Here is a 20,024-nt window from a genome sequence, read left to right as displayed (position 1 = left end):
CGACCGGGCGTCGGGGTGGCGGCCGTCACATCGCCGGCCTAGATTCTCGTCATGGGAACCAAGGAGACCTCGCTCGGCGCGAGCACGCTGCTGGAGTACCCGGCGTACCTCGATCACATCCGTCGTGACTCCCGCCGGTTCCGCGAGGTGCTGACCGACTGCGACCCCGCGACGCCCGTGCCGGGCTGTCCGGACTGGACGGCCGCCGACCTGCTCTGGCACCTCACCGAGGTGCAGTCGTTCTGGGCGCAGACCGTCCGCTCCCGTCCGGCCGCTCCCCCGCAGGAGGGCCCAGGGCCCGCCCGGCCGACGGCGTACGCCGACCTGCTCGCGACGTTCGACGAGCGCTCCGCGGCGCTGGTCGACGAGCTCGCCGCCGCCGACCCCCGGGACCCCGCCTGGCACTGGGCCCCCGAGCAGACCGTCGGCACCTCCTACCGCCGCCAGGCCCACGAGGCGCTGATCCACCGCCTCGACGCGGAGCAGACCGCCGGCGCCGTCACCCCGCTGGACCCGGTGCTCGCGGCCGACGGCGTCCACGAGGCGCTCGACGTGATGTACGGCGGCAAGCCGCCCGCGTGGGGACGCTTCGAGCCGGGGCCGCACCACGTCCGGCTGGACCTGGTGGACCAGGGCACGTCGATCTGGGCCCGGCCGGGCAGCTTCCACGGCACCGACCCGGAGTCCGGTCGCCGCTACGACGACCCCCACCTGCAGGTCGTCCCCGCGCCGGACGCCCCGCCCGCCGCGGTGATCTCCGGCCGCGCGGCGGACGTCGACGCCTGGCTGTGGCACCGACTCGGCGAGCACGTGGTCGGCCCGGTCCTCAAGGTCACCGGGGACCGGGCCGCCTACGACGCCCTGCTGACGGCGGTCAGCGAGTCGGTGGACTGAGCTCTCCTCAGGTGCGCTGGACCGCGCCGGTCCGCTCGGCGGCCAGCCGCACCGCGGCCTCGCGGGCGGCGGCCGTCTCCTCGTCGGTGAGGGTCCGGTCCGGCGCCCGGAAGCGCAGCGCGAAGGCCAGCGACTTGTGGCCGGCACCCACCTGCTCGCCGGTGTAGACGTCGAAGAGCCGCACGGACTCCAGCAGCTCGCCGGCACCCTCGCGCAGCGCCGCCTCGACCCGCACCGCGGGCACGTCGGCGTCCACGACCAGCGCGACGTCCTCCTTCGCGACCGGGAACGAGGAGAAGGCCGGCCCGGGGACCACAGGGGCGGCCGCGCGCATCAGCACGTCCAGGTCGATCTCGACGGCGACCGCCCGGGCCGGGAGCCCGAACGCGGCGCAGACCTTGGGGTGCAGCTCGCCGGCGTGCCCGAGCACCTCGCCCGCGACCGAGAGCTCCGCACAGCGTCCCGGGTGCCACGGCTCCCGGGAGCTGGAGGCGACCTCCAGCGGCACGCCGAGCTCGCCGGCGAGGCGGCGCACGACGTCGATCGCGTCGGCCCAGTCGGCCGCGCGTCCGGCTCCCCACCAGCCGGAGCGCACCCGCTCTCCGGCCAGGACGACCGCGAGGTGCAGGGGCTGGGCCGGCAGCGCAGCGAGCAGTGCCGCGAGCTCGTCGTCGCTCGGACGGTGGTCCACGCCGTAGATCGGGGCCGAGCCCGCGCCGGTCGGGAAGGCGACGGTGCCGGTCTCGAACAGCGCGACGCCGCCGGCGCCGCGGCCGAGGTTGCGCCCGGCGGCGCGCAGCACGCCGGGCAGCAGCGTCGTGGTGTACGACGGCTCCTCGGTCGAGAGCGGGTTGGCGAGCCGGACGGTGCGGCGCCGGCGGTCGTCGGCCGGCAGGCCGAGGGCGTCGAGGGCGGCCTCGCCGACGAACGGGAAGCTCACCACCTCCACGCAGCCGGCGCCGGCCAGGGTCCGGCCGATCCGGCGGCGCAGCCGCTGGTCGCGGGTCAGGCCGCGGCCGGCGGGCGGCGTCGGCAGCACCGAGGGGACCTCGTTGTAGCCGACGATCCGCGCCACCTCCTCGACCAGGTCGAAGGGGTCGGTGAGGTCCGGACGCCACGGCGCCGGCGTCGCCAGCACGCCGGTGTCCTCCTTGATCAGCGCGCAGCCGACCGCCTCGAGGTGCGAGACCACGAGGTCCGCGCCGATCTCGAGCCCGGTCACCCGGGCCGGCAGCTCGTAGGCCATCGCGATCTCCACCGGCGCCGGCGGGGCGCCGACGACCGTCACGTCGGGGTCGGCGGTGCCGCCGCCCAGCGTGGTCAGCAGCTCGACGACCCGGTCGGCCGCGGCCTCGCAGATCGTCGGGTCCACGCCGCGCTCGTTGCGCCGGCCGGCCTCGGAGGAGATCTTGTGGCGCTTGCCGGTCCGGAACATCGAGGTGGCGTCCCAGTGCGCGGACTCCACGAGGATCCGGGTGGTGGTGGCCGAGATCTCCGTGGTCGCGCCGCCCATCACCCCGCCCAGGCCGATGATGCCGGAGTCGTCGGTGACGACCAGGTCCTCCGCGGCGAGCTCGCGGTCGGTGCCGTCGAGCGTGGTGAGCCGCTCGCCGGCGACCGCGCGGCGTACCCGCACGGTGCCCTGGAGCTTGTCGGCGTCGTAGCCGTGGATCGGCCGGCCGAGCTCGAGCATCACGTAGTTCGTCACGTCGACGGCCAGCGAGATCGGGCGCATGCCGGCCTGGGTCAGCCGGCGGGCCATCCAGCCCGGCGTGGGCGCGGCGGGGTCGAAGCCGCTGACGGTGCGCGCCACGAAGACCGGGCAGCCGACGGGGTCGTCGATCTCGACGGGGAACCCGCGGCGGCTGGCGCGCGGGACGTCGCGCAGCGCCGGGTCGCGGTACGGCGCGTCGTAGGCGAGCGCCGCCTCGCGGGCGATGCCGCGCAGCGAGAGCGCGTAGGCGCGGTCGGGGTTGATCTCGAACTCGATGACCTCGTCGTCGAGGCCGAGGAGACCGAAGGCGCTCTGACCCGGCTCCCCCGCGTCCGGCGCCAGCACCATGATGCCGTCGGCCGAGCCCAGGGCGTCCTCGGCGAGCCCGACCTCGCGGGCCGAGCAGATCATGCCGGTCGAGACGTGGCCGTAGGTCTTGCGCGCCGAGATCGCGAAGTCGCCCGGCAGCACGGCGCCGGGCAGCACGACCACGACGAGGTCGCCGGGGGCGAAGTTGTGGGCACCGCAGACGATGCCGACCCCGTCGGCGGGCTCGCCGCTGCCGTGCGCGGCGTTCAGCTCCGGGCCGACGTCGACGGTGCACCAGTTGATGGTCTTGCCGTTCTTCTGCGGCTCGGGGCTCATCGTGAGCACCCGGCCGACCACCAGCGGGCCGGTGATCTGGTCGGCGCCGCGCTCGATGCCCTCGAGCTTCAGCCCGAGGTCGGTCAGGCGGCCGGTGAGCTGCTCGGTGGTGACGTCGGCCGGGAGGTCGACGTACTCGGTGATCCAGGAGATCGGGGCCTTCATTGCTCTACAGCTCGCTTCCGAATGCCGTGGTGAACCGGACGTCGCCCTCGAAGAACCCGCGCAGGTCCTCGACCCCGTGGCGGAACATCATGATCCGGTCGATGCCGAACCCGAACGCGAAGCCGGTGTAGCGCTCCGGGTCCACCCCGCAGGCGGTCAGCACGCGGGGGTTGACCATCCCGCAGCCGCCCAGCTCGATCCAGCCCTCGCCGCCGCAGGTGCGGCAGGTCGCGCCGGCGCCGGCCGCCCCACCGGGGGCCGCCAGCCCGGTGCCGCGGCACACGAAGCAGACCATGTCCATCTCGGCCGACGGCTCGGTGAACGGGAAGTACGACGGCCGGAACCGGGTCTCGATGCCCTCGCCGAACAGCGTGGAGACGAGGTGGTCCAGGGTGCCGCGCAGGTGGGCCATGGTCAGGCCCTCGTCGATCGCGAGCCCCTCCACCTGGTGGAAGACCGGGCTGTGCGTCGCGTCGTACTCGTCGGTGCGGAAGACCCGCCCCGGGCAGGCGACGTAGATCGGCGGTTCCTGGCCGAGCATGGTCCGGGCCTGCACCGGCGAGGTGTGGGTGCGCAGCACGATCCCGTTGTCGGACGGCTCGGTCCAGAACGTGTCGTGCATGGTCCGGGCCGGGTGGTCCGGGCCGAGGTTCAGCGCGTCGAAGTTGAGCCACTCCGCCTCGAGCACCGGCCCCTCGGCGATCGCCCACCCCATCGCGACGAAGATGTCGGCGATCAGCTCCGAGCCGGTGGTCAGCGGGTGCCGGGCGCCCGGGACCGTCCGGTCGGTCGGCAGCGTGACGTCGACGGTCTCCTCGACGAGCATCCGCTCCTCGTGCTCGGCCTCGAGCACGGCCTGACGCTCGGCGATCGCCTGGTTCACCGCACCGCGGGCCTGGCCGATGCGCTGCCCGGCCTCCTTGCGGGCCTGCGGCGGGAGCGCCCGGATCTCGCGGTTGGCCAGGGCCAGCGCGGAGCGGTCGCCGGCGTGCTCGAGGCGCGCCTGCTTGAGCTGCTCGAGGTCGCCGGCCGCGGCCACGGCCGCCAGCGCGGCGTCCCGTGCGGCCGCCACCTCCTCGGGCTTCAGCGGGGTGACCTCGACGGGGTCGTAATCGGTGTTCGGTCCCGACATGACTGCCTTTCCAGCTCAGGGCGTCATCCGCAGCGCGGGCGACCGGGCAAGTCTAGGAAGCCCCTCGCGAGCGGGGCGAACCGGTTCGGCATCCGGCCCTGCTCAGCCCGGCTGCCGGGGCGCCGAGGCGCTCTCGCGCACCACCAGCCGGTGCGGGACGACGAGGCTGCGCCCGGGCAGGGTCCGGTCCCGCACCCGAACGCCGCGCCGGGCGCAGGACCGCAGGGCGGCCAGGGCGAGCTGGTCGGTGAAGCAGAACAGCGCGCCGGGGCCGGCGGCGCGCCAGGCCCACGGCGAGCCGTTGCACCTCCCGCTTTCAACGTTGCAACATGGGTGGTCCAGGTCCCGCGCAGGAGGAGGCCCCATGAGCGCCGCAGCACTCGACGTCCCGATCGACCGCGAGCAGATCCGGACCGCTCTGGAGACCGACGGCATCCTCGGCTGCCGGCAGGCGTTCTCCCGCGCCTGGGTCGAGCAGCTGCGCGAGGACGTCGAGGCCGCCTTCGAGGAGGCCCGCTCCCGGGAGGGCGGCGCGGTGGGCCGGGGCCCGAACCGCTACTACGTCGAGATCCACCCCGAGGCGCTGCGCGGGTTCGTGGACCTCGTCGACCACCCGTGGGTGCGCGCCGTGTGCGAGACAGTGCTCGGCCCGGCGTACACGATCGTCGAGGTGGGCTTCGACATCCCGTTCGCGGGCGCCGTGAACCAACCCTGGCACCGCGACTTCCCGAGCCCGCGGGAGACCACCGAGGAGCACCGCCTGACCTCGCTGGCCTTCAACGTGACCTGCGTGGACACCGCCGAGGACATGGGCCCCTTCGAGGTCGCTCCCGGCACCCACTGGGACCCCGGCACTCACTTCGAGCACGGCATGTTCCCGGCCCGGTCCGACTATCCGCGCTTCGAGGAGCGGGCCGTGCGCAAGTACCCGCAGATGGGCGACATCTCGGCCCGCTCGGCGCTGACCGTCCACCGGGGCACCCGCAACGACTCGGCGCTGTCCCGGCCGGTGCTGGTCCTCGGCGTGGACGCCCCCGGTGCGGGCAACGACGAGAAGCACGACCTCGCGGTCACCCGGGCCTGCTGGGACCGGCTTCCGCCGCGGGTCCGCGACCACCTCGCCTGTCCGGTGGTGGACCAGCTCACGCCGATCACCCAGAAGCACACGATCGAGGGCCTGGTGATGGGTGAGGCCTGAGGGGCGGGGGGCGGGGCCGAGGATCCCCGGTACACCGAGGATCCTCAGGGTTCTCGGCCACTGCACGGCCCCGGAAGCGCGGGGACTGCCCCAGGAGTCGGACCCGTCGACGGGTCCGCGAACGGTACGCCGGCGCCGCGCGGCTTTGCCCGGAGGATCGGTCCCGGGTCAGGATGGGCGCCCAGCGGCCGGCGTCCACCGCTGCCTGCGTTTCCGCGCGGGACCGACCCGGCCCACGAACCCGAGGGGAGCCGGTCGTGAGTGACGGCGGCGCCGAGCACCTGCTGACCCACGGCCCCTACCGGGCCGTCGCGACCGAGGTCGGCGGCGGGCTGCGGCTGCTGAGCCACGAGGGACGCGACCTGATCCGGCCCTACGAGCCCGGCGAGGTCCGGCCCCGCTTCCGCGGCGCGATCCTGGCGCCGTGGCCGAACCGGGTGGCCGACGGCCGCTACCGCTTCGAGGGCGCCGAGCACCAGCTGCACCTCTCCGAGCCCGAGCGGGCCAACGCCCTGCACGGCCTGGTCTGCTGGGCCCGGTTCGCGGTGGTCGAGCAGACCGAGGCCGCGGTGACCGTGCGCCACGACCTGGTGCCCCAGCCCGGCTACCCGTTCGCGCTCCGGCTCACCGTGCGCCACGAGCTGGGCGACGACGGCCTGACCACGACCGTCACCGCCCGCAACGACGGCCGGCGGGCCGCGCCGTACGGCGTGGCGCCGCACCCCTACCTGGTCGCCGGGCCCGGCCGGCTCGACGCGTGGACCCTGCGGCTGCCCACCACGACCATGCTGGAGGTCACGCCGGACCGGCTGCTGCCCACCGGCCGGACGGACGTGGAGGGCACCCAGCGGGACTTCCGGTCCGCCAGGACGATCGGGACCACCGAGCTGGACCACGCCTTCACCGGGCTGCGGGCCGACGCCGACGGGCGCGCCCGGGTCCAGCTGCACGACGACAGCGGCCGGGGCGCCGAGTGCACCTGGGACCCCGCCGTGCTGCCCTGGCTCCAGGTGCACACCGGCGACCTGCCCGAGGAGCCGGAGAACACCCGGCGCGGGCTGGCCGTGGAGCCGATGAGCTGCCCGCCGGACGCGTTCCGCTCCGGCGAGGACCTGGTCACGCTGGCCCCGGGGGCCGAGCACGTCGCCTCCTGGACGCTCGCCGCGCTCTGAGGCCGACCGGTCCCTCCGAGCCCGCTGGCGCCGGTCAGTGCGGTCAGTGGGGCGTGGGGCGGTAGACCAGCTCCTGGGTGCGCCCGTCGAGGGTCCGGCTCTCCAGCAGCTCCAGGTCGAAGTCCCCCGCACCGCCGAAGACCGGCGCCTCCCCGGTCCGGCCGGTGAGCACGGGGAAGATCGTCACCTGCACCCGGTCGACGAGCCCGGCGGCCAGCAGCGCCCAGTTGAGCGCGAGGCTGCCGTGGGAGCGCAGCGGCACCGTGGACTCCTCCTTCATCCGGGTGACGATCTCGACGGCGTCGCCGGCCTCGATCGTCGTCTCCGCCGTCGACCAGTCGAGCGGCTCCCGCAAGGTCGAGGACAGCACGGTGGTCGGCATGCTGCGCATCCGGTCGACCCAGAGATCGCCGATCCCGGACTCGGCGGTGCTGGAGGCCAACAGCTGCGCGAACTCCCGGTAGGTGGTCGCCCCCAGGAGCATCCGCTGCTCGTCGCCGAACGAGTCCAGCCTGCGCTCGAGCAGCTCGGGGCCCTGCTTGCCCCAGTAGCCGCCCCAGTCGCCGGTGCTGCCGTAGGACCCGTAGCCGTCGAGGCTGGAGAAGACGTCGAAGGTGTAGGTGCCGGTCATGGCGATCCCTTCCGAGGTGCGGCGTCGGTCAGGGAGAGGGACCGGCGCGGTCCGGGGAACTCATCGCCTGGGCCGGCCGCCGCTCAGCCGGGCTGGGTGCCGACCGCCGGCCAGGTCACGCTGATCCGCGCCCCGCCGCTCGGGGCGTCGCCGATCGTGACGGTGCCGCCGTGCGCGCGCACCAGCCCGTGCACGATGTAGAGCCCGAGACCGGAGCCGCCGCGCGCCCCGCCCTTCCAGAACTTCGTGAAGACCCGCTTGCGCAGCTCCACCGGGATGCCGCCGCCCTCGTCCTCGACGGTGATCCGGACCCCCGTGGTCTCGAGGTCGGACTCCAGCCCGGTCTCGAGGTGGGCGGGGGTGACCTCCACCCGCACCGTGCCATCGCCGTGGCGTACGCCGTTCTCGACGAGGTTCGTGACCACCTGCGTGAACTTGTCCGGATCCACCTCGACCTGCGGCAGGTCGGTCGCGACCACCAGCTCCACGGGCCGCGAGGTGCCGGCCCGCACCGACTCCACGATCCGGGTCGTCAGCACCGCCACGTCGGAGGGCCGGGGATAGAGCTGGAGCCGCCCGGTGTCGATGCGCGCCACGTCGAGCAGCTCGGCGATCAGCCGGCTGAGACGGTCGGCGTCCACGCTGACCGTGGTGAGCATCAGCTTCTTCTGCTCGTCGTTGAGCTTGTCCCAGCGGTTGAGCAGCGCCTGCACGAACCCCTTGACGCCGGTCAGCGGCGAGCGCAGCTCGTGCGCGACCGTGGCCACCAGGTCCGAGCGCTCCCGGTCCAGGCGGGCCCGGCCCCGGCCGGAGCGGATCGTCACCGCGACCGACCGGACCGGCTGGTCGAGCGCCGGACGGTGCACGCGGGCCACGGTCAGCACCTCGGTGCCGTCGGGAAGCAGCCAGGACTGCTCGGGCACCCCGGTACGGGTCGCCAGGCCCTCGTAGGGCCGGTTCACCGAGCACCAGGTGCGCCCGTCGTTGTCTTGGAGGGCGAGCACCTCGCCCAGGTCGCGGCCCAGGCAGTCGTCGGCGTCGAGGCCGAGCATCGCGGCCGCCCCCGCCGAGATCAGCGTGACGGTCCGGTCCGGTCCGGCGAGCACGACGCCGTCGGGCAACGCGTCGGCCAGCTGCTGCGCAGTGAGAGGCACGGCGGTCACCCTACGGCCTGCGCGCCCGCGCGTGCCGGACCGTCTGGAGGCTAGGAACGCCGGTGCGCGCGGGCGCTCGCGTAGAGGCACAGCGCGGCGGCGGTGGAGAGGTTCAGGCTCTCGGCGCTGCCGTGGATCGGGATCCGCACCCGGTGGTCGGCCAGCGCGGCCAGGTCGTCGGGCAGCCCGTGCGCCTCGTTGCCGAGCAGCCACGCGGTCGGCCCGGCGAGCAGCTGGTCGGCCTCGAAGAGGTCCACCTCTCCCCCGCCGTCCGCCGCGAGGACCACCAGGCCGGCGGTCTGGAGGGCGCGGACCGCGGCCGCCGGGTCGGCCTCGACCGCCACGGGAAGGTGGAACAGGCTGCCGACGGTCGCCCGGACGGTCTTGGGGTTGTAGGGGTCCACCGAGCTGCCCGCGATCACGACCGCGTCGGCGCCCGCGGCGTCGGCGCTGCGGATCACGGTGCCGGCGTTGCCGGGGTCACGGACGTCGGCGCAGAGCGCCACCAGTCGTGGCGCGCGGTCCAGCAGGTGCGCCAGGGGCCGGTCCAGGAACCGGCACACCGCGACCACGCCGGCCGGCGTGACGCTGTCGCTGAGCGAGGCCAGGGCCCGGTCGTCGACCAGGGTCCAGGGCGCGCCGGCGGCCTGACCCGCCCGGGCGAGCCCGGCGTACTGGTCGGTGGCGGCGGGGGTGGCGAAGACCTCGAGCACGCAGCCCTCGACCGAGAGCGCGCCCTCGACAGCCTTCGGGCCGTCGGCAAGGAACAGCCGCCGCTCGGAACGAACCGAGCGGCGGCTGAGCTTGCGTGCTTCCTTGACCCGGCTGTTCCCCGTGGTCAGGGGCGTGCCGGTGCTCAGGGCAGCGTGCGGGGTGGTGTTCAGGCCGAGGCCTCGGCCTTGGGCGCGTTGACGTCGTCCGGCAGCGCGGCCTTGGCGGTCTCGACGAGCGCGTTGAACGCGGCGATGTCGTTGACGGCCAGCTCGGCCAGGATCTTGCGGTCGACCTCGACGCCGGCCAGGTTGAGCCCCTGGATGAAGCGGTTGTAGGTCATGCCCTGCGCACGCGCGGCGGCGTTGATGCGCTGGATCCACAGGCGCCGGAAGTTGCCCTTGTTCTTGCGCCGGTCGTTGTAGCTGTAGACCAGCGAGTGGGTGACCTGCTCCTTGGCCTTGCGGTACAGCCGCGAGCGCTGGCCGCGGTAGCCGGCGGCGCGCTCGAGGGTCGTACGGCGCTTCTTCTGGGCGTTGACTGCCCGCTTGACGCGTGCCACGTGTTACTCCTTGGTGCTTGGGTGGAAGTTCTGGTGCGGGCGGTGGGTCAGAGACCCAGCATCTTCTTCGCGCGCGGGACGTCGGCCTTGGCCAGCTCGACGGTGCCGGTCATGCGCCGGGTGACCTTCGAGGGCTTCTTCTCGAGGTTGTGGCGCTTGCCTGCCTTCTCGCGCAGGATCTTGCCCGAACCGGTGACGCGGAAGCGCTTGCTGGCACCGGAGTGGCTCTTGTTCTTCGGCATCGTGATCTCTCTCTCGTTGCTGCAGGTCGTGCCTGACCGAGGTCTCGACAGGCCCGACCGGCGTGGTCGGCGGGGTGCTCAGGCCTCGATCTCGGGGTCGAGGTTCTCGGAGCGGCCACGCTCCTTCTTCTGGGCGACCGGTCCCGCTGCGTGGGCGGCGTCGCGCTCGGCCTGCTCCTCGGCCTGGACCGCGGCGCGCTCGGTGGCCTTGGCCTCCTTGGCGGCCTGAGCCTCGACCTTGGCGTCGGCCTTCTTCTTGTGCGGGCCGAGCACCATAATCATGTTGCGCCCGTCCTGCTTGGGCGAGGACTCCACGAAGCCGAGCTCGGCGACGTCCTCGGCGAGGCGCTGGAGCAGCCGGAAGCCCAGCTCGGGGCGGTGCTGCTCGCGGCCGCGGAACATGATCGTGATCTTGACCTTGTCGCCGGCCTTGAGGAACCGCACCACGTGACCCTTCTTGGTCTCGTAGTCGTGCGCGTCAATCTTGGGACGAAGCTTCATCTCCTTGATGATCACGTTCGTCTGGTTGCGCCGCGCCTCACGAGCCTTCTGGGCGTTCTCGTACTTGAACTTCCCGTAGTCCATGAGCTTGCAGACCGGCGGGCGGGCCATGGGGGCGATCTCGACGAGGTCGAGGTCGGCTTCCTGCGCAAGGCGCAGCGCGTCGGCGGTGGGAACGATGCCGACGGTCTCTCCACTGGGTCCAACGAGGCGGACCTCGGAAACCCGGATCCGGTCGTTGATACGAAGCTCGGTGCTGATGTGTCCTCCTGGTGGGCATGTGGCCGGGTGTCGCGCCGCGTTCGGGCGAGTGCCCGAAATGACGAAAAGCTCCCGCTGTCGCAAGCGGAAGCCAGTCACGCCACGTCCCCCACGAGGGGTTCGCACCACCGAGGGAAAGTCTCGAGCACCACGTGCGTGCCTGGTTCTCACCTTCGGGACCGGGACCCGACGACCTGTGCTGCACAAACCCTTGCGGGGCGGTCGATGCGGGTGGGAGACGATGGAGCTGGTCCCCGCTTGTGGGACCGGCACCTGCGTGCGAGCACGAGGCACCGATCGGTCAACACCGAACCTTAGCCGAGGATTCCGTCCGGGCGCGAATCCGGTGCGATCCAGACGGCCTCGCCGCCCATCCGACCCAGCTGCCAGCCGAGCGCGACCGCCCGGAGGTCCTCGCCCTCGACCACGAACGGCACCGGGCCGGCCACGTCGACGACGAGGGCCGCGGCCCCCTCCTGGATCGCCGACTGGGCGGCCGTCCGGGTGGTCACCGGCACCGGCCGGGCCTCGGGGTTCCAGGCGGCCAGCGAGGCGGTGCCGGTGAACGCCAGCAGCGCGAGCCGACCGTCGGCGCCGGTGAGCAGCACGGCCGCCATGTCGCTGGACTTCTCCCGGGCGAGGCCGTCGGGGCCGATCTCCGCCTCGCCGAGGACGGCCACGACCGGGACCAGTACCCGCGTGTCGCCCAGCGCGGCGAGCACGCCGGCCCGGTCGCCGGCGCCCCCGGCGTACGCCGCGAGCGCGGCCGCCACCTCGGCGGGCGTCTCGCCGGTGTCGTCGGGGAAGGCGGGTCCCAGGAGCTGGCGCGGTCCCTGGTCCAGATGATCCATGGCGTCCAGTGTGGCGGCCGCTGCACGGGAGGGCCAAACCACCCGACGCCACGTTGGCATTGTCGAGTGTTTCGCTTGACATTAGTTTGTTACCCCATTAGACATGCCTCCCATGACAGCGACCACCCTGACGGGCTCCCCCGTCCCCACCCGCGCGCCCCGGGCCCGCGCCGGCGCGGTGAACCGCCTGACGTGGCTGAGGCGGTGGATCTCCCCCGTCCTGGTCATCACGCTGTGGCAGCTGCTCAGCAGCGCGGGCGTCATCGACGAGCGCTCCATCGCCGCGCCGCTGGACATCGCCCGCACCGCCGGCGACCTGGTCGCCGACGGCGTCCTGCAGTCCGCCACGCTGACCTCGCTCCAGCGGGTCGGCATCGGCTTCGGCCTCGGCGCGGTCCTCGGACTGGGCCTGGCGGTCCTGGCCGGCCTGTCCCGCTTCGGCGAGGACGCGATCGACCCGCCGATGCAGATGCTGCGCACGCTGCCGCACTTCGGCCTGATCCCGCTGTTCATCATCTGGTTCGGGATCGGCGAGACGCCCAAGATCGCGCTGATCACGATGGGCGTCGTCTTCCCGCTCTACCTCAACACCCTGGGCGGCATCCGCAACATCGACCGCAAGACCATCGAGGCCGCGGACGCCATGGGGCTGACCTGGCCGCAGCGGGTGCGCCACGTGATCCTCCCGGGCGCGCTGCCGCAGACCCTGACCGGACTGCGCCAGAGCCTCGGCATCGCCTGGCTCTCGCTGATCGTCGCGGAGACGATCAGCGCCAGCGAGGGCCTCGGCTACCTGATCAACAACGCCCGCGAGTTCCAGCAGACCGACGTCATCGTCGTCGGCCTCGTCGTCTACAGCATCCTCGGGCTGGCGACCGACGCGATCGTGCGACTCCTCGAGAGGAGGGCGCTGACATGGCGCGCCTGACCACCCCCACCCCCGCACCCACCCGCACCCGCGCCGCCGGCACCGGCCAGCACGCCGAGCAGCCCCGGGAGCACGTCGCCCGGGTGGTCGGCCACAGCCGCTCCTTCGGGAGCACCCAGGTGCTGCGCTCGATCGACCTCGACATCGCGCCGGGTGAGTTCGTCGCCCTGCTCGGGCGCAGCGGCTGCGGCAAGTCCACGCTGCTGCGCAGCCTGGCCAGGCTCGACCCCGCGCCGGCCGAGGAGGTGCAGGTCCACGGGCGCGCCGCGGTCGCCTTCCAGGAGCCGCGGCTGCTGCCCTGGCGCAGGGTCGCGGAGAACGTCGCGCTCGCGCTGCTCAACAGCCCCGAGCGCCGCCAGCGCCACGACCTGGCCCGGCAGACGCTCGAGGAGGTCGGACTCGGCGACAAGCTCGACGCCTGGCCCCGCCAGCTCTCCGGCGGTCAGGCCCAGCGGGTCTCGCTCGCCCGGGCCCTGGTCAGCAACCCGTCCCTGCTGCTGCTCGACGAGCCGTTCAGCGCGCTCGACGCCCTGACCCGCATCGACATGCACCAGCTGGTCATCGACCTGTGGCGACGCCACTCCATGGCGGTGCTCCTGGTCACCCACGACGTCGACGAGGCGCTCGCGCTCGCCGACCGGCTCATCGTCATGGACGAGGGCCACGCCGCGCACAGCTGGCGGATCACCCTGCCCCGCTCGGACCGGGCCCCCTCGCAGCCGGAGATCGCGACCGCCCGGGCCGAGATCCTGCGCAGCCTCGGCGTCCGCCCGGTGGCCCCCAACCCGAACCGCACGGCTCATCCCACAGACGACCAAGGAGCAGCATGAAGCCCCTGCGCACCGCCCGCCCGCACCGATCCCGACTGGCCCTGGGGGCGCTCGGGCTCGTGGCCGCCCTGACCCTCGGCGCCTGCGGCGGCGACGCCACCGGCAACGCCGGCGCGGTGAACGAGGACGGCGAGGTGGACCTCTCGAAGGTCACCCTGATCGTCGGGGACCAGAAGGCCTCCAGCGCGAAGGCGCTGCTGACGGCCGCCGGGCTCGTGGAGACCGAGTACGAGATCAAGTGGCAGGAGTTCACCTCCGGCCCGCCGATGCTGGAGGCGCTCAACGCCGACTCCATCCACGTCGGCCTGGTCGGCAACACCCCGCCGATCTTCGCGGCCGCCGCGAAGGGCACCTTCAAGATCGTCGCCGGCGCCAGCTACACCGGTCAGGGCGACGCGATCCTGGTGCCCGCGGACTCCCCGCTGCAGTCGGTCGCGGACCTCAAGGGCAAGAAGGTGGCGGTGGCCGAGGGCAGCTCGGCGAACTACCACCTGCTGGCCCAGCTCGAGAAGGCCGGCGTGAAGTACTCCGACATCGAGGTCCAGAACCTCCAGCCCGGCGACGCGCTCGCGGCGTTCAAGTCCGGGCACCTCGACGCGTGGACGGTCTGGGACCCCTACACCTCCCAGGCCGTGGTCGGCGAGGGGGCGCGGGTGCTCACCAACGGCGAGGGCGTCGTCAACGGGCTGAACTTCCAGGTCGCCTCGCAGGCGGCGCTGGAGGACGAGGCCACCAAGGCGGCGCTGTCGGACTACCTCACCCGGATCACCAAGGCCCAGCTGTGGTCCTCCGAGCACCGCGACGAGTGGGCCACGGTGTGGGCCAAGCAGACCGGTCTCCCGAAGGAGGTCACGCTCGCGGCCGCCGCCAACCGGCCGGTGACCCCGGTGCCGATCGACCAGGAGGTCGTGGACTCCGAGCAGCAGATGGCCGACACGTTCTTCGCCAACGGGCTGCTGCCGGTGGAGGTCGACGTCGCGGACCACTTCACCGACGAGTTCGCCGAGTACACGACCGGCGAGGCCGTCCAGTGAGCCCCGACGCCATCCCCGGGCGCGGCGTCACGCTGCACTGGTTCCTGCCGACCTCGGGCGACAGCCGGGGCCTGGTGGGCGCCGGGCAGGGCGTCCCGCACGAGGTCCGCTCGGGCCTGCACGAGACGCTGCGCGACGGGTTCCGCGCGCCCACCATCGACTATCTCGCCGAGGTGGCGCGGACCGCCGAGCAGGCCGGGTTCACCGGCGTGCTCACGCCGACCGGCACGTTCTGCGAGGACGCGTGGCTCGCGACCGCGGCCCTGGTCCGGGAGACCTCCCGGCTGAAGTTCCTGGTCGCGTTCCGCCCCGGGGTGATCAATCCCGTCCTCGCCGCGCAGATGGCGGCGGCCTACCAGCGGATCTCCGGGGGCCGGCTGATGCTCAACGTCGTGACCGGCGGCGAGCCGACCGAGCAGGCCCGGTTCGGGGACACCGTGGACAAGGCGCAGCGCTACGCGCGGACCGCGGAGTTCCTGGAGGTGGTCCGCGGCACGTGGTCGGCCGCACCGTTCGACTTCGAGGGTGACCACTACTCGGCGCAGGGGGCGCTGGTCGCCGGCGGCATCGACGCGCCGCCGGTGTACTTCGGCGGCTCCTCGGGGCCGGCCGGCCCGGTCGCGGCCCGGTACGCCGACGTGTACCTCACCTGGGGCGAGCCGCCGGAGCAGGTGAGCGAGAAGATCGCCTGGATCCGGGAGCTGGCGGCGGCCGAGGGCCGCACCGTGCGCTTCGGCATGCGGGTGCACACGCTGTCGAGGGACACCTCCGAGGCCGCGTGGGCGCACGCCCAGTGGCTGCTCGACGGCCTCTACCCGGACACCGTCGCCCGGGCGCAGGCGGCGATGCAGGCCTCGGAGTCGACCGGCCAGCGTCGGATGTCGGCGCTGCGCGACCAGCGCTCGTCGTACGCCTCGGCGCACGACCTGGAGGTCCACCCGGGCCTGTGGGCCGGGGTCGGACTGGTCCGGGGCGGGGCCGGCACCGCGTTCGTCGGCAGCCACGACGAGGTGGCGGGGCTGGTCGCGGAGTACCACGCCCTGGGGATCGACGAGTTCATCCTCTCGGGCTACCCCCACGTCGAGGAGGCGTGGTGGTTCGCCGAGGGCGTGATGCCGCGGCTGCGCGCCCGGGGGCTGCTGGCCCCCCTGCCGGACCCGCGTGAGAACCCCGGGACGGAGCCGGCCCCGCGCCGGGTCGCGGTGAGCGTCTGAGGCTCCCGACCGTCCTGGGGCCACGGCCCGCCCGGCGCTACGCGCTGACCGGGCGGGCCGTGGCGTCTCGCGACTCGGGTCCGTGTGCAAGGCTGGTGGTGTGGACGACGTCACGTGGGGCGCACTGACGCTCACGCTCACCCTGTTCGCCGGCCTGTGGGCCTGGGTGTCCTTCCGCCGCCGCGGCCTCGCCGCCGGGCTGCGCGGCGTCGCGATCGCGCTGCTCCCGCTCGCGGCGTACCTGACCGACACCCTGCGCATGTTCACCCGGATCGCGGACGCGATCGGCGACTGGGCGGTGCGGCTGGTCTTCAGCCCCGTGGTGTGGACCGGCATCGTGCTGGCCGGGGTCGCGGTCGTGCTGTTCCTGCTCGCCGGGGTCCTGGACCGCCGCGGCTCCGCGCCCCGCGAGCGCACCCGCCCCGCGGCGCCGGGCCGCAAGGAGCGCGCCGTCGGCGGCGCGACCGCGGCCCCGCAGGCCGGTGCCGCCGGCGATCCCGAGATGGACGAGATCGAGGCGCTGCTGCGCCGACGCGGCATCTCCTGATGGCGCGCGCCGACGGAGCCGTCGCGCGCAACCGGCTCTGGTGGCGGCTGACCCGCGCCGTCGAGGCGCACGGGGCTCCGCTGGCCACCCCGTTGGTGGTCGTCGACCTCGACGCCTTCGACGCCAACGCGGCCGACCTGGCCCGGCGCGCGGGGGGCACGCCGATCCGGGTCGCGTCGAAGTCGCTGCGGGTCCCGGCCCTGATCTCCCGGGCCCTGCGACACGACGGGTTCGCCGGCGTGCTGGCCTTCACCCTGGCCGAGGCACTGTGGCTGGAGGAGAACGGCATCAGCGACGACGTCGTGGTCGCCTATCCGAGCGTCGACCGCGGTGCGCTCGCTCGCCTCGTGGCCTCCCCCACGGCCGCCGCTCGGGTCACGCTGATGGTCGACGAGGTCGAGCACCTCGACGTGGTGGACGCCGTGCGCTCCTCCAGCGCGGTCCAGGTGCGGGTGGCCCTCGACGTCGACGCCGGGCTGCGGGTCGCGGGGCGCCTGATCGGCCCGCGCCGCTCCCCGGTCCACGACCTCGACGCCGTCCTCGACCTGGCCCGGGCCGTCATGGAGCGGCCCGGCTTCCGCCTGGTCGGCGTGATGACCTACGAGGGGCAGGTCGCCGGGGTCCCGGACGACGTCCCCGGGCAGCGGGCCCGGTCGCTGGCCGTGCGCACCATCAAGTCGCTCTCGCTGACCCAGCTCGCCGAGCGGCGGGCGCGGATCGCGGCGGGCCTCGCGGAGCTGACCGAGCTGGAGTTCTGGAACGCCGGCGGCTCCGGGTCCGTCGCCGGGTCCGCCGCCGACCCCGCCGTCACCGAGGTCGCGGCCGGCTCCGGGCTGCTGGTGCCGACGCTCTTCGACCACTACCGATCCTTCGCGCCCCGCCCGGCCGCCTTCTACGGGCTGCCGGTCGTCCGGCGGCCAGCCCCCGATGCGGTCACCGTGCACGGCGGCGGGCTGGTCGCCTCCGGCCCGGTCGGCAGCGACCGGGCCCCCACCCCGTGGGCGCCGGCCGGGCTGCGGCTCACCGCCCTGGAGGGGGCCGGCGAGGTGCAGACGCCGCTGGTGGGGCCGGCCGCGGGCCTGCTCTCCGTCGGCGACCTGGTCTGGTTCCGGCACGCCAAGTCCGGGGAGCTGTTCGAGCACACCAACACCGCCCACCTGCTGCGCGGCGCCGAGCTCGTCGACCAGGTGCCGACCTACCGTGGCCACGGCCTCGCCTTCTGACGCTGCGGCGCCGGACGTCGCGGCCGCCGTGCTCGGCCTGGCCCGCTCCCGCCCTGCGACCCTCGGCGGGTCCCGGCTGGTCTGCGTCGACGGGCCGTCCGGATCCGGGAAGACGACGCTGGCCGCCCGGATCGCCGGCCGGGCCGGCGCGGACGCCGTGGTCGTGCACACCGACGACCTGCTCGACGGCTGGGACGACCTCCCCGGGCTCCCGGCCCGACTGGCGATCCTGCTCGAGCCGCTGGCCAGCGGCCGCGCCTCGGCGTACCGCCGCTACGACTGGCACGCCGGCGCGTACGCCGAGGAGGTGCCGGTGCCGCCGACGCCGTTGCTGGTCGTCGAGGGGGTCGGGGCGGGGGCTCGGCTGCTGGACCCGTGGCGCACCGTCCTGGTCTGGGTCGGCGCCCGCGAGGAGGTCCGGGTGGCCAGGGGCGTGGCCCGCGACGGCGCGGCCGTCGAGCCCCACCTGCGCCGGTGGCGGCGCGCGGAGGCCGACCACTTCGCCCACGAGGCCACCGCCGCCCGCGCGGACCTGCGGCTGGACACCTCCGGCACCTGAGGCGACTCCCCCAGGACGCGAAAACCCCTCGCCGAGCGAGATCCTTTGCCTAGCCTGTGTGCATGCTCCCCCGACGTCGCGTCCGGCGCGGCCGCCTGCTGGCGCCCGCCGTCGCCGCGGCGGTCGCGGTCGGGCTGCTGGCCTCCGGCACCTGGACGATGCTCGAGCATCCGGGCGCCCGCGAGAGCCGGGCGGCGCAGGCTCCCGGCGCCGGGGCGGAGCCGGCCGGGGCACCGCTGGAGGAAGTGACCGAGGCCCCGCCCGAGCGGGACCGCGACGCCGCCCGGCCCAACGTCGTCGTGGTCATGGCCGACGACATGCGCGTCGACGACCTGCTGTTCGCGCCCCAGATCCGCCGGCTGGTGGCCCGCCGAGGCCTGACCTTCGCCAACTCCTTCTCTCCCTATCCGCTGTGCTGCCCGGCGCGGGCGTCGTTCCTCACCGGCCAGTACGCCCACAACCACCGGGTCTACTGGCACGAGGCCCCCTACGGCTACGGCTCGTTCGACGACTCGCGCACGCTCGCGACCAGCATGAGCGAGGCCGGCTACCGCACCGGGTTCATCGGCAAGTACCTCAACCTCTACGGCGTCCAGCCCTCCCGGGTCAGCGGCGAGCCGTCGCACACCTACGTCCCGCACGGGTGGGACGACTGGCGGGGGGCTGTCGAGAACCCGGGCGACGCCGGCTTCAGCGGCGGGACCTACCACTACCTGAACACGCCGTTCAACATCAACGGCCGCGTCGACGACAGCCACGGCGGCGAGTACCAGAGCGACGTGATCGGCGACTTCTCGGTCGCGATGGCCCGCCGGTTCGCCGCCGGCCGCAAGCCGTTCTTCATGTACGTCAACTACGTCGCCCCGCACTTCGGGGCGCCGGTCGAGCCCGGGGACATCGACCGCGTCCTCGACGACCACGGGCGGCTCCAGGACGTCCGGACCCCGGCCCGGCCGGCCTGGGTCCGCGGCCGGTTCGACCGGCTCATCGACCGCGGCGCCGGCATGCCGCGCGACGGCGGTCCGAGCGAGGCCGACATCTCGGACAAGCCGAAGGCCATGCGTGCCGATCCCGAGCCGAACGCCGCCGAGCGCCACGGGCTGCGCGAGCTCACCCGGCAGCGGGCGGAGTCGATCTTCGTGATGGACCGCCAGGTCGCGCGCCTGGTCCGCACCCTGAAGCGGACCGGGGAGTGGGAGAACACGGTGCTCGCCTTCACCTCCGACAACGGCTACTTCCTCGGCGAGCACCGCCGGCGCTCGGGCAAGGTCCGCGCCCACGAGCCCTCCCTGCGCGTGCCGCTGGTGATGACCGGTCCGGGCATGCGCAGCGGGGAGACCCGCCACGACCCGGTGACGACCATCGACCTGAGCGCCTCGATCCTCGATCTCGGCGGCGCTCGCCCGCCGGTCCCCGCCGACGGGGACAGCCGGGTCCCGACCATGCTCGGCGGCGACCGGGGCTGGGACCGCCCCGTTCTCACCGAGGCGACGCACATCGGCCGCGGGCGCAGCCCCGGGTTCTCGGGACCCCGGTCCTCGATCGGCGTCCGGACCGCGCGCTACTCGCTGATCCGCAGCCGCACCGGCGAGCACGAGCTCTACGACCTGCTCACCGACCCGCTCCAGCAGCGCAACGTCGTGCGCGACCCGGCGTACGCCGTGGTGCTGCGCGACCTGGAGAAGGTCTGGTGGGACCTGCGCAACTGCCGGGCCGCCGGCTGCCGGCCGCAGCTGCCGGAGTCGCTCGCGGCCTCCGCCGAGGAGGAGGCCCGGATCTCCGAGCACTACTGGCGCGAGGTCGACCGGGTCTACGGGTTCGGATCCGGAGCACCCGACCAGACCCCCTAGGGTGTG

The 20,024-nt window shown here is 74.0% G+C and carries 20 protein-coding genes; 11 read left to right on the top strand and 9 right to left on the bottom strand.

All coding sequences use genetic code 11. The features are described 5' to 3' along the window. Positions 1 to 51 precede the first annotated feature (51 nt). Positions 52 to 894 (top strand): maleylpyruvate isomerase N-terminal domain-containing protein, encoded by an 843-nt coding sequence (locus tag EBO35_RS08585; RefSeq protein ID WP_122817345.1) that lies wholly within the window; start codon positions 52 to 54, stop codon positions 892 to 894. 7 nt (positions 895 to 901) lie between these two features. Here EBO35_RS08585 and pheT read toward each other — a convergent pair whose 3' ends face one another. Next, positions 902 to 3,418 carry a phenylalanine--tRNA ligase subunit beta gene (pheT, locus tag EBO35_RS08580; protein ID WP_122817344.1) on the bottom strand — a complete coding sequence of 839 codons (2,517 nt, stop codon included), beginning with the start codon at positions 3,416 to 3,418 and terminating at the stop codon, positions 902 to 904. Positions 3,419 to 3,422: 4 nt separating this feature from the next. Further along, positions 3,423 to 4,550 (bottom strand): phenylalanine--tRNA ligase subunit alpha, encoded by a 1,128-nt coding sequence (pheS, locus tag EBO35_RS08575; protein ID WP_122817343.1) that lies wholly within the window; start codon positions 4,548 to 4,550, stop codon positions 3,423 to 3,425. A 364-nt stretch (positions 4,551 to 4,914) separates the two neighbouring features. Here pheS and EBO35_RS08570 point away from each other — a divergent pair, with 364 nt between their 5' ends. Further along, entirely contained in the window at positions 4,915 to 5,748 is an 834-nt protein-coding gene (locus tag EBO35_RS08570; protein WP_122817342.1) for a phytanoyl-CoA dioxygenase family protein, read from the top strand. A 257-nt stretch (positions 5,749 to 6,005) separates the two neighbouring features. Then, complete coding sequence (locus EBO35_RS08565) at positions 6,006 to 6,920, top strand: aldose 1-epimerase family protein (RefSeq protein ID WP_241153933.1); 915 nt, start codon at positions 6,006 to 6,008, stop codon at positions 6,918 to 6,920. 43 nt (positions 6,921 to 6,963) lie between these two features. Here the strand turns inward: EBO35_RS08565 and EBO35_RS08560 are convergent, their stop codons facing one another. The 7 genes from EBO35_RS08560 to EBO35_RS08530 all read right to left on the bottom strand — a co-directional run bounded on the left by EBO35_RS08560 (position 6,964) and on the right by EBO35_RS08530 (position 11,833). Beyond that, the gene (locus EBO35_RS08560) at positions 6,964 to 7,551 is read right to left on the bottom strand and encodes a dihydrofolate reductase family protein (protein WP_122817340.1); all 588 of its coding nucleotides are present in this window, start codon (positions 7,549 to 7,551) and stop codon (positions 6,964 to 6,966) included. Between the two features lie 83 nt (positions 7,552 to 7,634). Further along, positions 7,635 to 8,705 (bottom strand): sensor histidine kinase, encoded by a 1,071-nt coding sequence (locus tag EBO35_RS08555; protein ID WP_122817339.1) that lies wholly within the window; start codon positions 8,703 to 8,705, stop codon positions 7,635 to 7,637. Positions 8,706 to 8,755: 50 nt separating this feature from the next. Beyond that, on the bottom strand, positions 8,756 to 9,547 hold the full coding sequence (locus EBO35_RS08550) for a TrmH family RNA methyltransferase (protein WP_122819515.1): 792 nt from the start codon (positions 9,545 to 9,547) through the stop codon (positions 8,756 to 8,758). A gap of 38 nt (positions 9,548 to 9,585) precedes the next feature. Next, positions 9,586 to 9,978 carry a 50S ribosomal protein L20 gene (rplT, locus tag EBO35_RS08545; protein WP_122817338.1) on the bottom strand — a complete coding sequence of 131 codons (393 nt, stop codon included), beginning with the start codon at positions 9,976 to 9,978 and terminating at the stop codon, positions 9,586 to 9,588. A gap of 47 nt (positions 9,979 to 10,025) precedes the next feature. Then, positions 10,026 to 10,220, bottom strand: coding sequence for a 50S ribosomal protein L35 (gene rpmI, locus EBO35_RS08540; RefSeq protein WP_122817337.1), 195 nt, complete (start codon positions 10,218 to 10,220; stop codon positions 10,026 to 10,028). Positions 10,221 to 10,298: 78 nt separating this feature from the next. Further along, positions 10,299 to 11,081: a translation initiation factor IF-3 gene (gene infC / locus EBO35_RS08535; protein WP_241153932.1), complete on the bottom strand. Its 783-nt coding sequence runs from the start codon at positions 11,079 to 11,081 to the stop codon at positions 10,299 to 10,301. A gap of 215 nt (positions 11,082 to 11,296) precedes the next feature. Continuing rightward, on the bottom strand, positions 11,297 to 11,833 hold the full coding sequence (locus tag EBO35_RS08530) for an SseB family protein (RefSeq protein WP_122817336.1): 537 nt from the start codon (positions 11,831 to 11,833) through the stop codon (positions 11,297 to 11,299). Positions 11,834 to 11,945: 112 nt separating this feature from the next. Here EBO35_RS08530 and EBO35_RS08525 point away from each other — a divergent pair, with 112 nt between their 5' ends. The 8 genes from EBO35_RS08525 to EBO35_RS08490 all read left to right on the top strand — a co-directional run bounded on the left by EBO35_RS08525 (position 11,946) and on the right by EBO35_RS08490 (position 20,018). Beyond that, positions 11,946 to 12,761 carry an ABC transporter permease gene (locus EBO35_RS08525; protein WP_122817335.1) on the top strand — a complete coding sequence of 272 codons (816 nt, stop codon included), beginning with the start codon at positions 11,946 to 11,948 and terminating at the stop codon, positions 12,759 to 12,761. Continuing rightward, positions 12,749 to 13,591 (top strand): ABC transporter ATP-binding protein, encoded by an 843-nt coding sequence (locus EBO35_RS08520; RefSeq protein ID WP_122817334.1) that lies wholly within the window; start codon positions 12,749 to 12,751, stop codon positions 13,589 to 13,591. The genes EBO35_RS08525 and EBO35_RS08520 overlap by 13 nt, the downstream gene beginning before the upstream one ends. After that, a complete protein-coding gene (locus EBO35_RS08515; RefSeq protein ID WP_122817333.1) occupies positions 13,588 to 14,625 on the top strand; it encodes an ABC transporter substrate-binding protein in 1,038 nt (345 codons plus the stop codon). Before EBO35_RS08520 ends, EBO35_RS08515 begins: the two co-directional genes overlap by 4 nt. Further along, a complete protein-coding gene (locus EBO35_RS08510; protein ID WP_241153931.1) occupies positions 14,622 to 15,839 on the top strand; it encodes an LLM class flavin-dependent oxidoreductase in 1,218 nt (405 codons plus the stop codon). The genes EBO35_RS08515 and EBO35_RS08510 overlap by 4 nt, the downstream gene beginning before the upstream one ends. A gap of 100 nt (positions 15,840 to 15,939) precedes the next feature. Beyond that, positions 15,940 to 16,386 (top strand): cellulose synthase, encoded by a 447-nt coding sequence (locus EBO35_RS08505; protein WP_122817332.1) that lies wholly within the window; start codon positions 15,940 to 15,942, stop codon positions 16,384 to 16,386. Further along, positions 16,386 to 17,609, top strand: coding sequence for an amino acid deaminase/aldolase (locus tag EBO35_RS08500; RefSeq protein ID WP_122817331.1), 1,224 nt, complete (start codon positions 16,386 to 16,388; stop codon positions 17,607 to 17,609). Before EBO35_RS08505 ends, EBO35_RS08500 begins: the two co-directional genes overlap by 1 nt. After that, on the top strand, positions 17,587 to 18,168 hold the full coding sequence (locus EBO35_RS08495; RefSeq protein WP_241153930.1) for a uridine kinase family protein: 582 nt from the start codon (positions 17,587 to 17,589) through the stop codon (positions 18,166 to 18,168). The genes EBO35_RS08500 and EBO35_RS08495 overlap by 23 nt, the downstream gene beginning before the upstream one ends. 62 nt (positions 18,169 to 18,230) lie before the next feature. Continuing rightward, entirely contained in the window at positions 18,231 to 20,018 is a 1,788-nt protein-coding gene (locus EBO35_RS08490; RefSeq protein ID WP_122817329.1) for a sulfatase family protein, read from the top strand. Positions 20,019 to 20,024 lie beyond the last annotated feature (6 nt).

It is taken from the genome of Nocardioides pantholopis, from assembly GCF_003710085.1.
In the GTDB taxonomy this organism is placed as follows: Bacteria; Actinomycetota; Actinomycetes; order Propionibacteriales; family Nocardioidaceae; genus Nocardioides; species Nocardioides pantholopis.
Note: the sequence above shows the minus strand (reverse complement) of the source record. Positions and strands in the feature narration are given on the sequence as shown.

Bases quoted from the DNA above. Each gene is read 5' to 3' on its own strand.
- EBO35_RS08525 (WP_122817335.1), top strand. From the start codon at position 11,946: ATGACAGCGACCACCCTGACGGGCTCCCCCGTCCCCACCCGCGCGCCC.
- EBO35_RS08515 (WP_122817333.1), top strand. From the start codon at position 13,588: ATGAAGCCCCTGCGCACCGCCCGCCCGCACCGATCCCGACTGGCCCTG.
- EBO35_RS08530 (WP_122817336.1), bottom strand. From the start codon at position 11,833: ATGGATCATCTGGACCAGGGACCGCGCCAGCTCCTGGGACCCGCCTTC.
- pheT (WP_122817344.1), bottom strand. From the start codon at position 3,418: ATGAAGGCCCCGATCTCCTGGATCACCGAGTACGTCGACCTCCCGGCC.
- EBO35_RS08560 (WP_122817340.1), bottom strand. From the start codon at position 7,551: ATGACCGGCACCTACACCTTCGACGTCTTCTCCAGCCTCGACGGCTAC.
- EBO35_RS08570 (WP_122817342.1), top strand. From the start codon at position 4,915: ATGAGCGCCGCAGCACTCGACGTCCCGATCGACCGCGAGCAGATCCGG.
- EBO35_RS08520 (WP_122817334.1), top strand. From the start codon at position 12,749: ATGGCGCGCCTGACCACCCCCACCCCCGCACCCACCCGCACCCGCGCC.
- pheS (WP_122817343.1), bottom strand. From the start codon at position 4,550: ATGTCGGGACCGAACACCGATTACGACCCCGTCGAGGTCACCCCGCTG.
- EBO35_RS08490 (WP_122817329.1), top strand. From the start codon at position 18,231: ATGCTCCCCCGACGTCGCGTCCGGCGCGGCCGCCTGCTGGCGCCCGCC.
- EBO35_RS08500 (WP_122817331.1), top strand. From the start codon at position 16,386: ATGGCGCGCGCCGACGGAGCCGTCGCGCGCAACCGGCTCTGGTGGCGG.
- rpmI (WP_122817337.1), bottom strand. From the start codon at position 10,220: ATGCCGAAGAACAAGAGCCACTCCGGTGCCAGCAAGCGCTTCCGCGTC.
- EBO35_RS08585 (WP_122817345.1), top strand. From the start codon at position 52: ATGGGAACCAAGGAGACCTCGCTCGGCGCGAGCACGCTGCTGGAGTAC.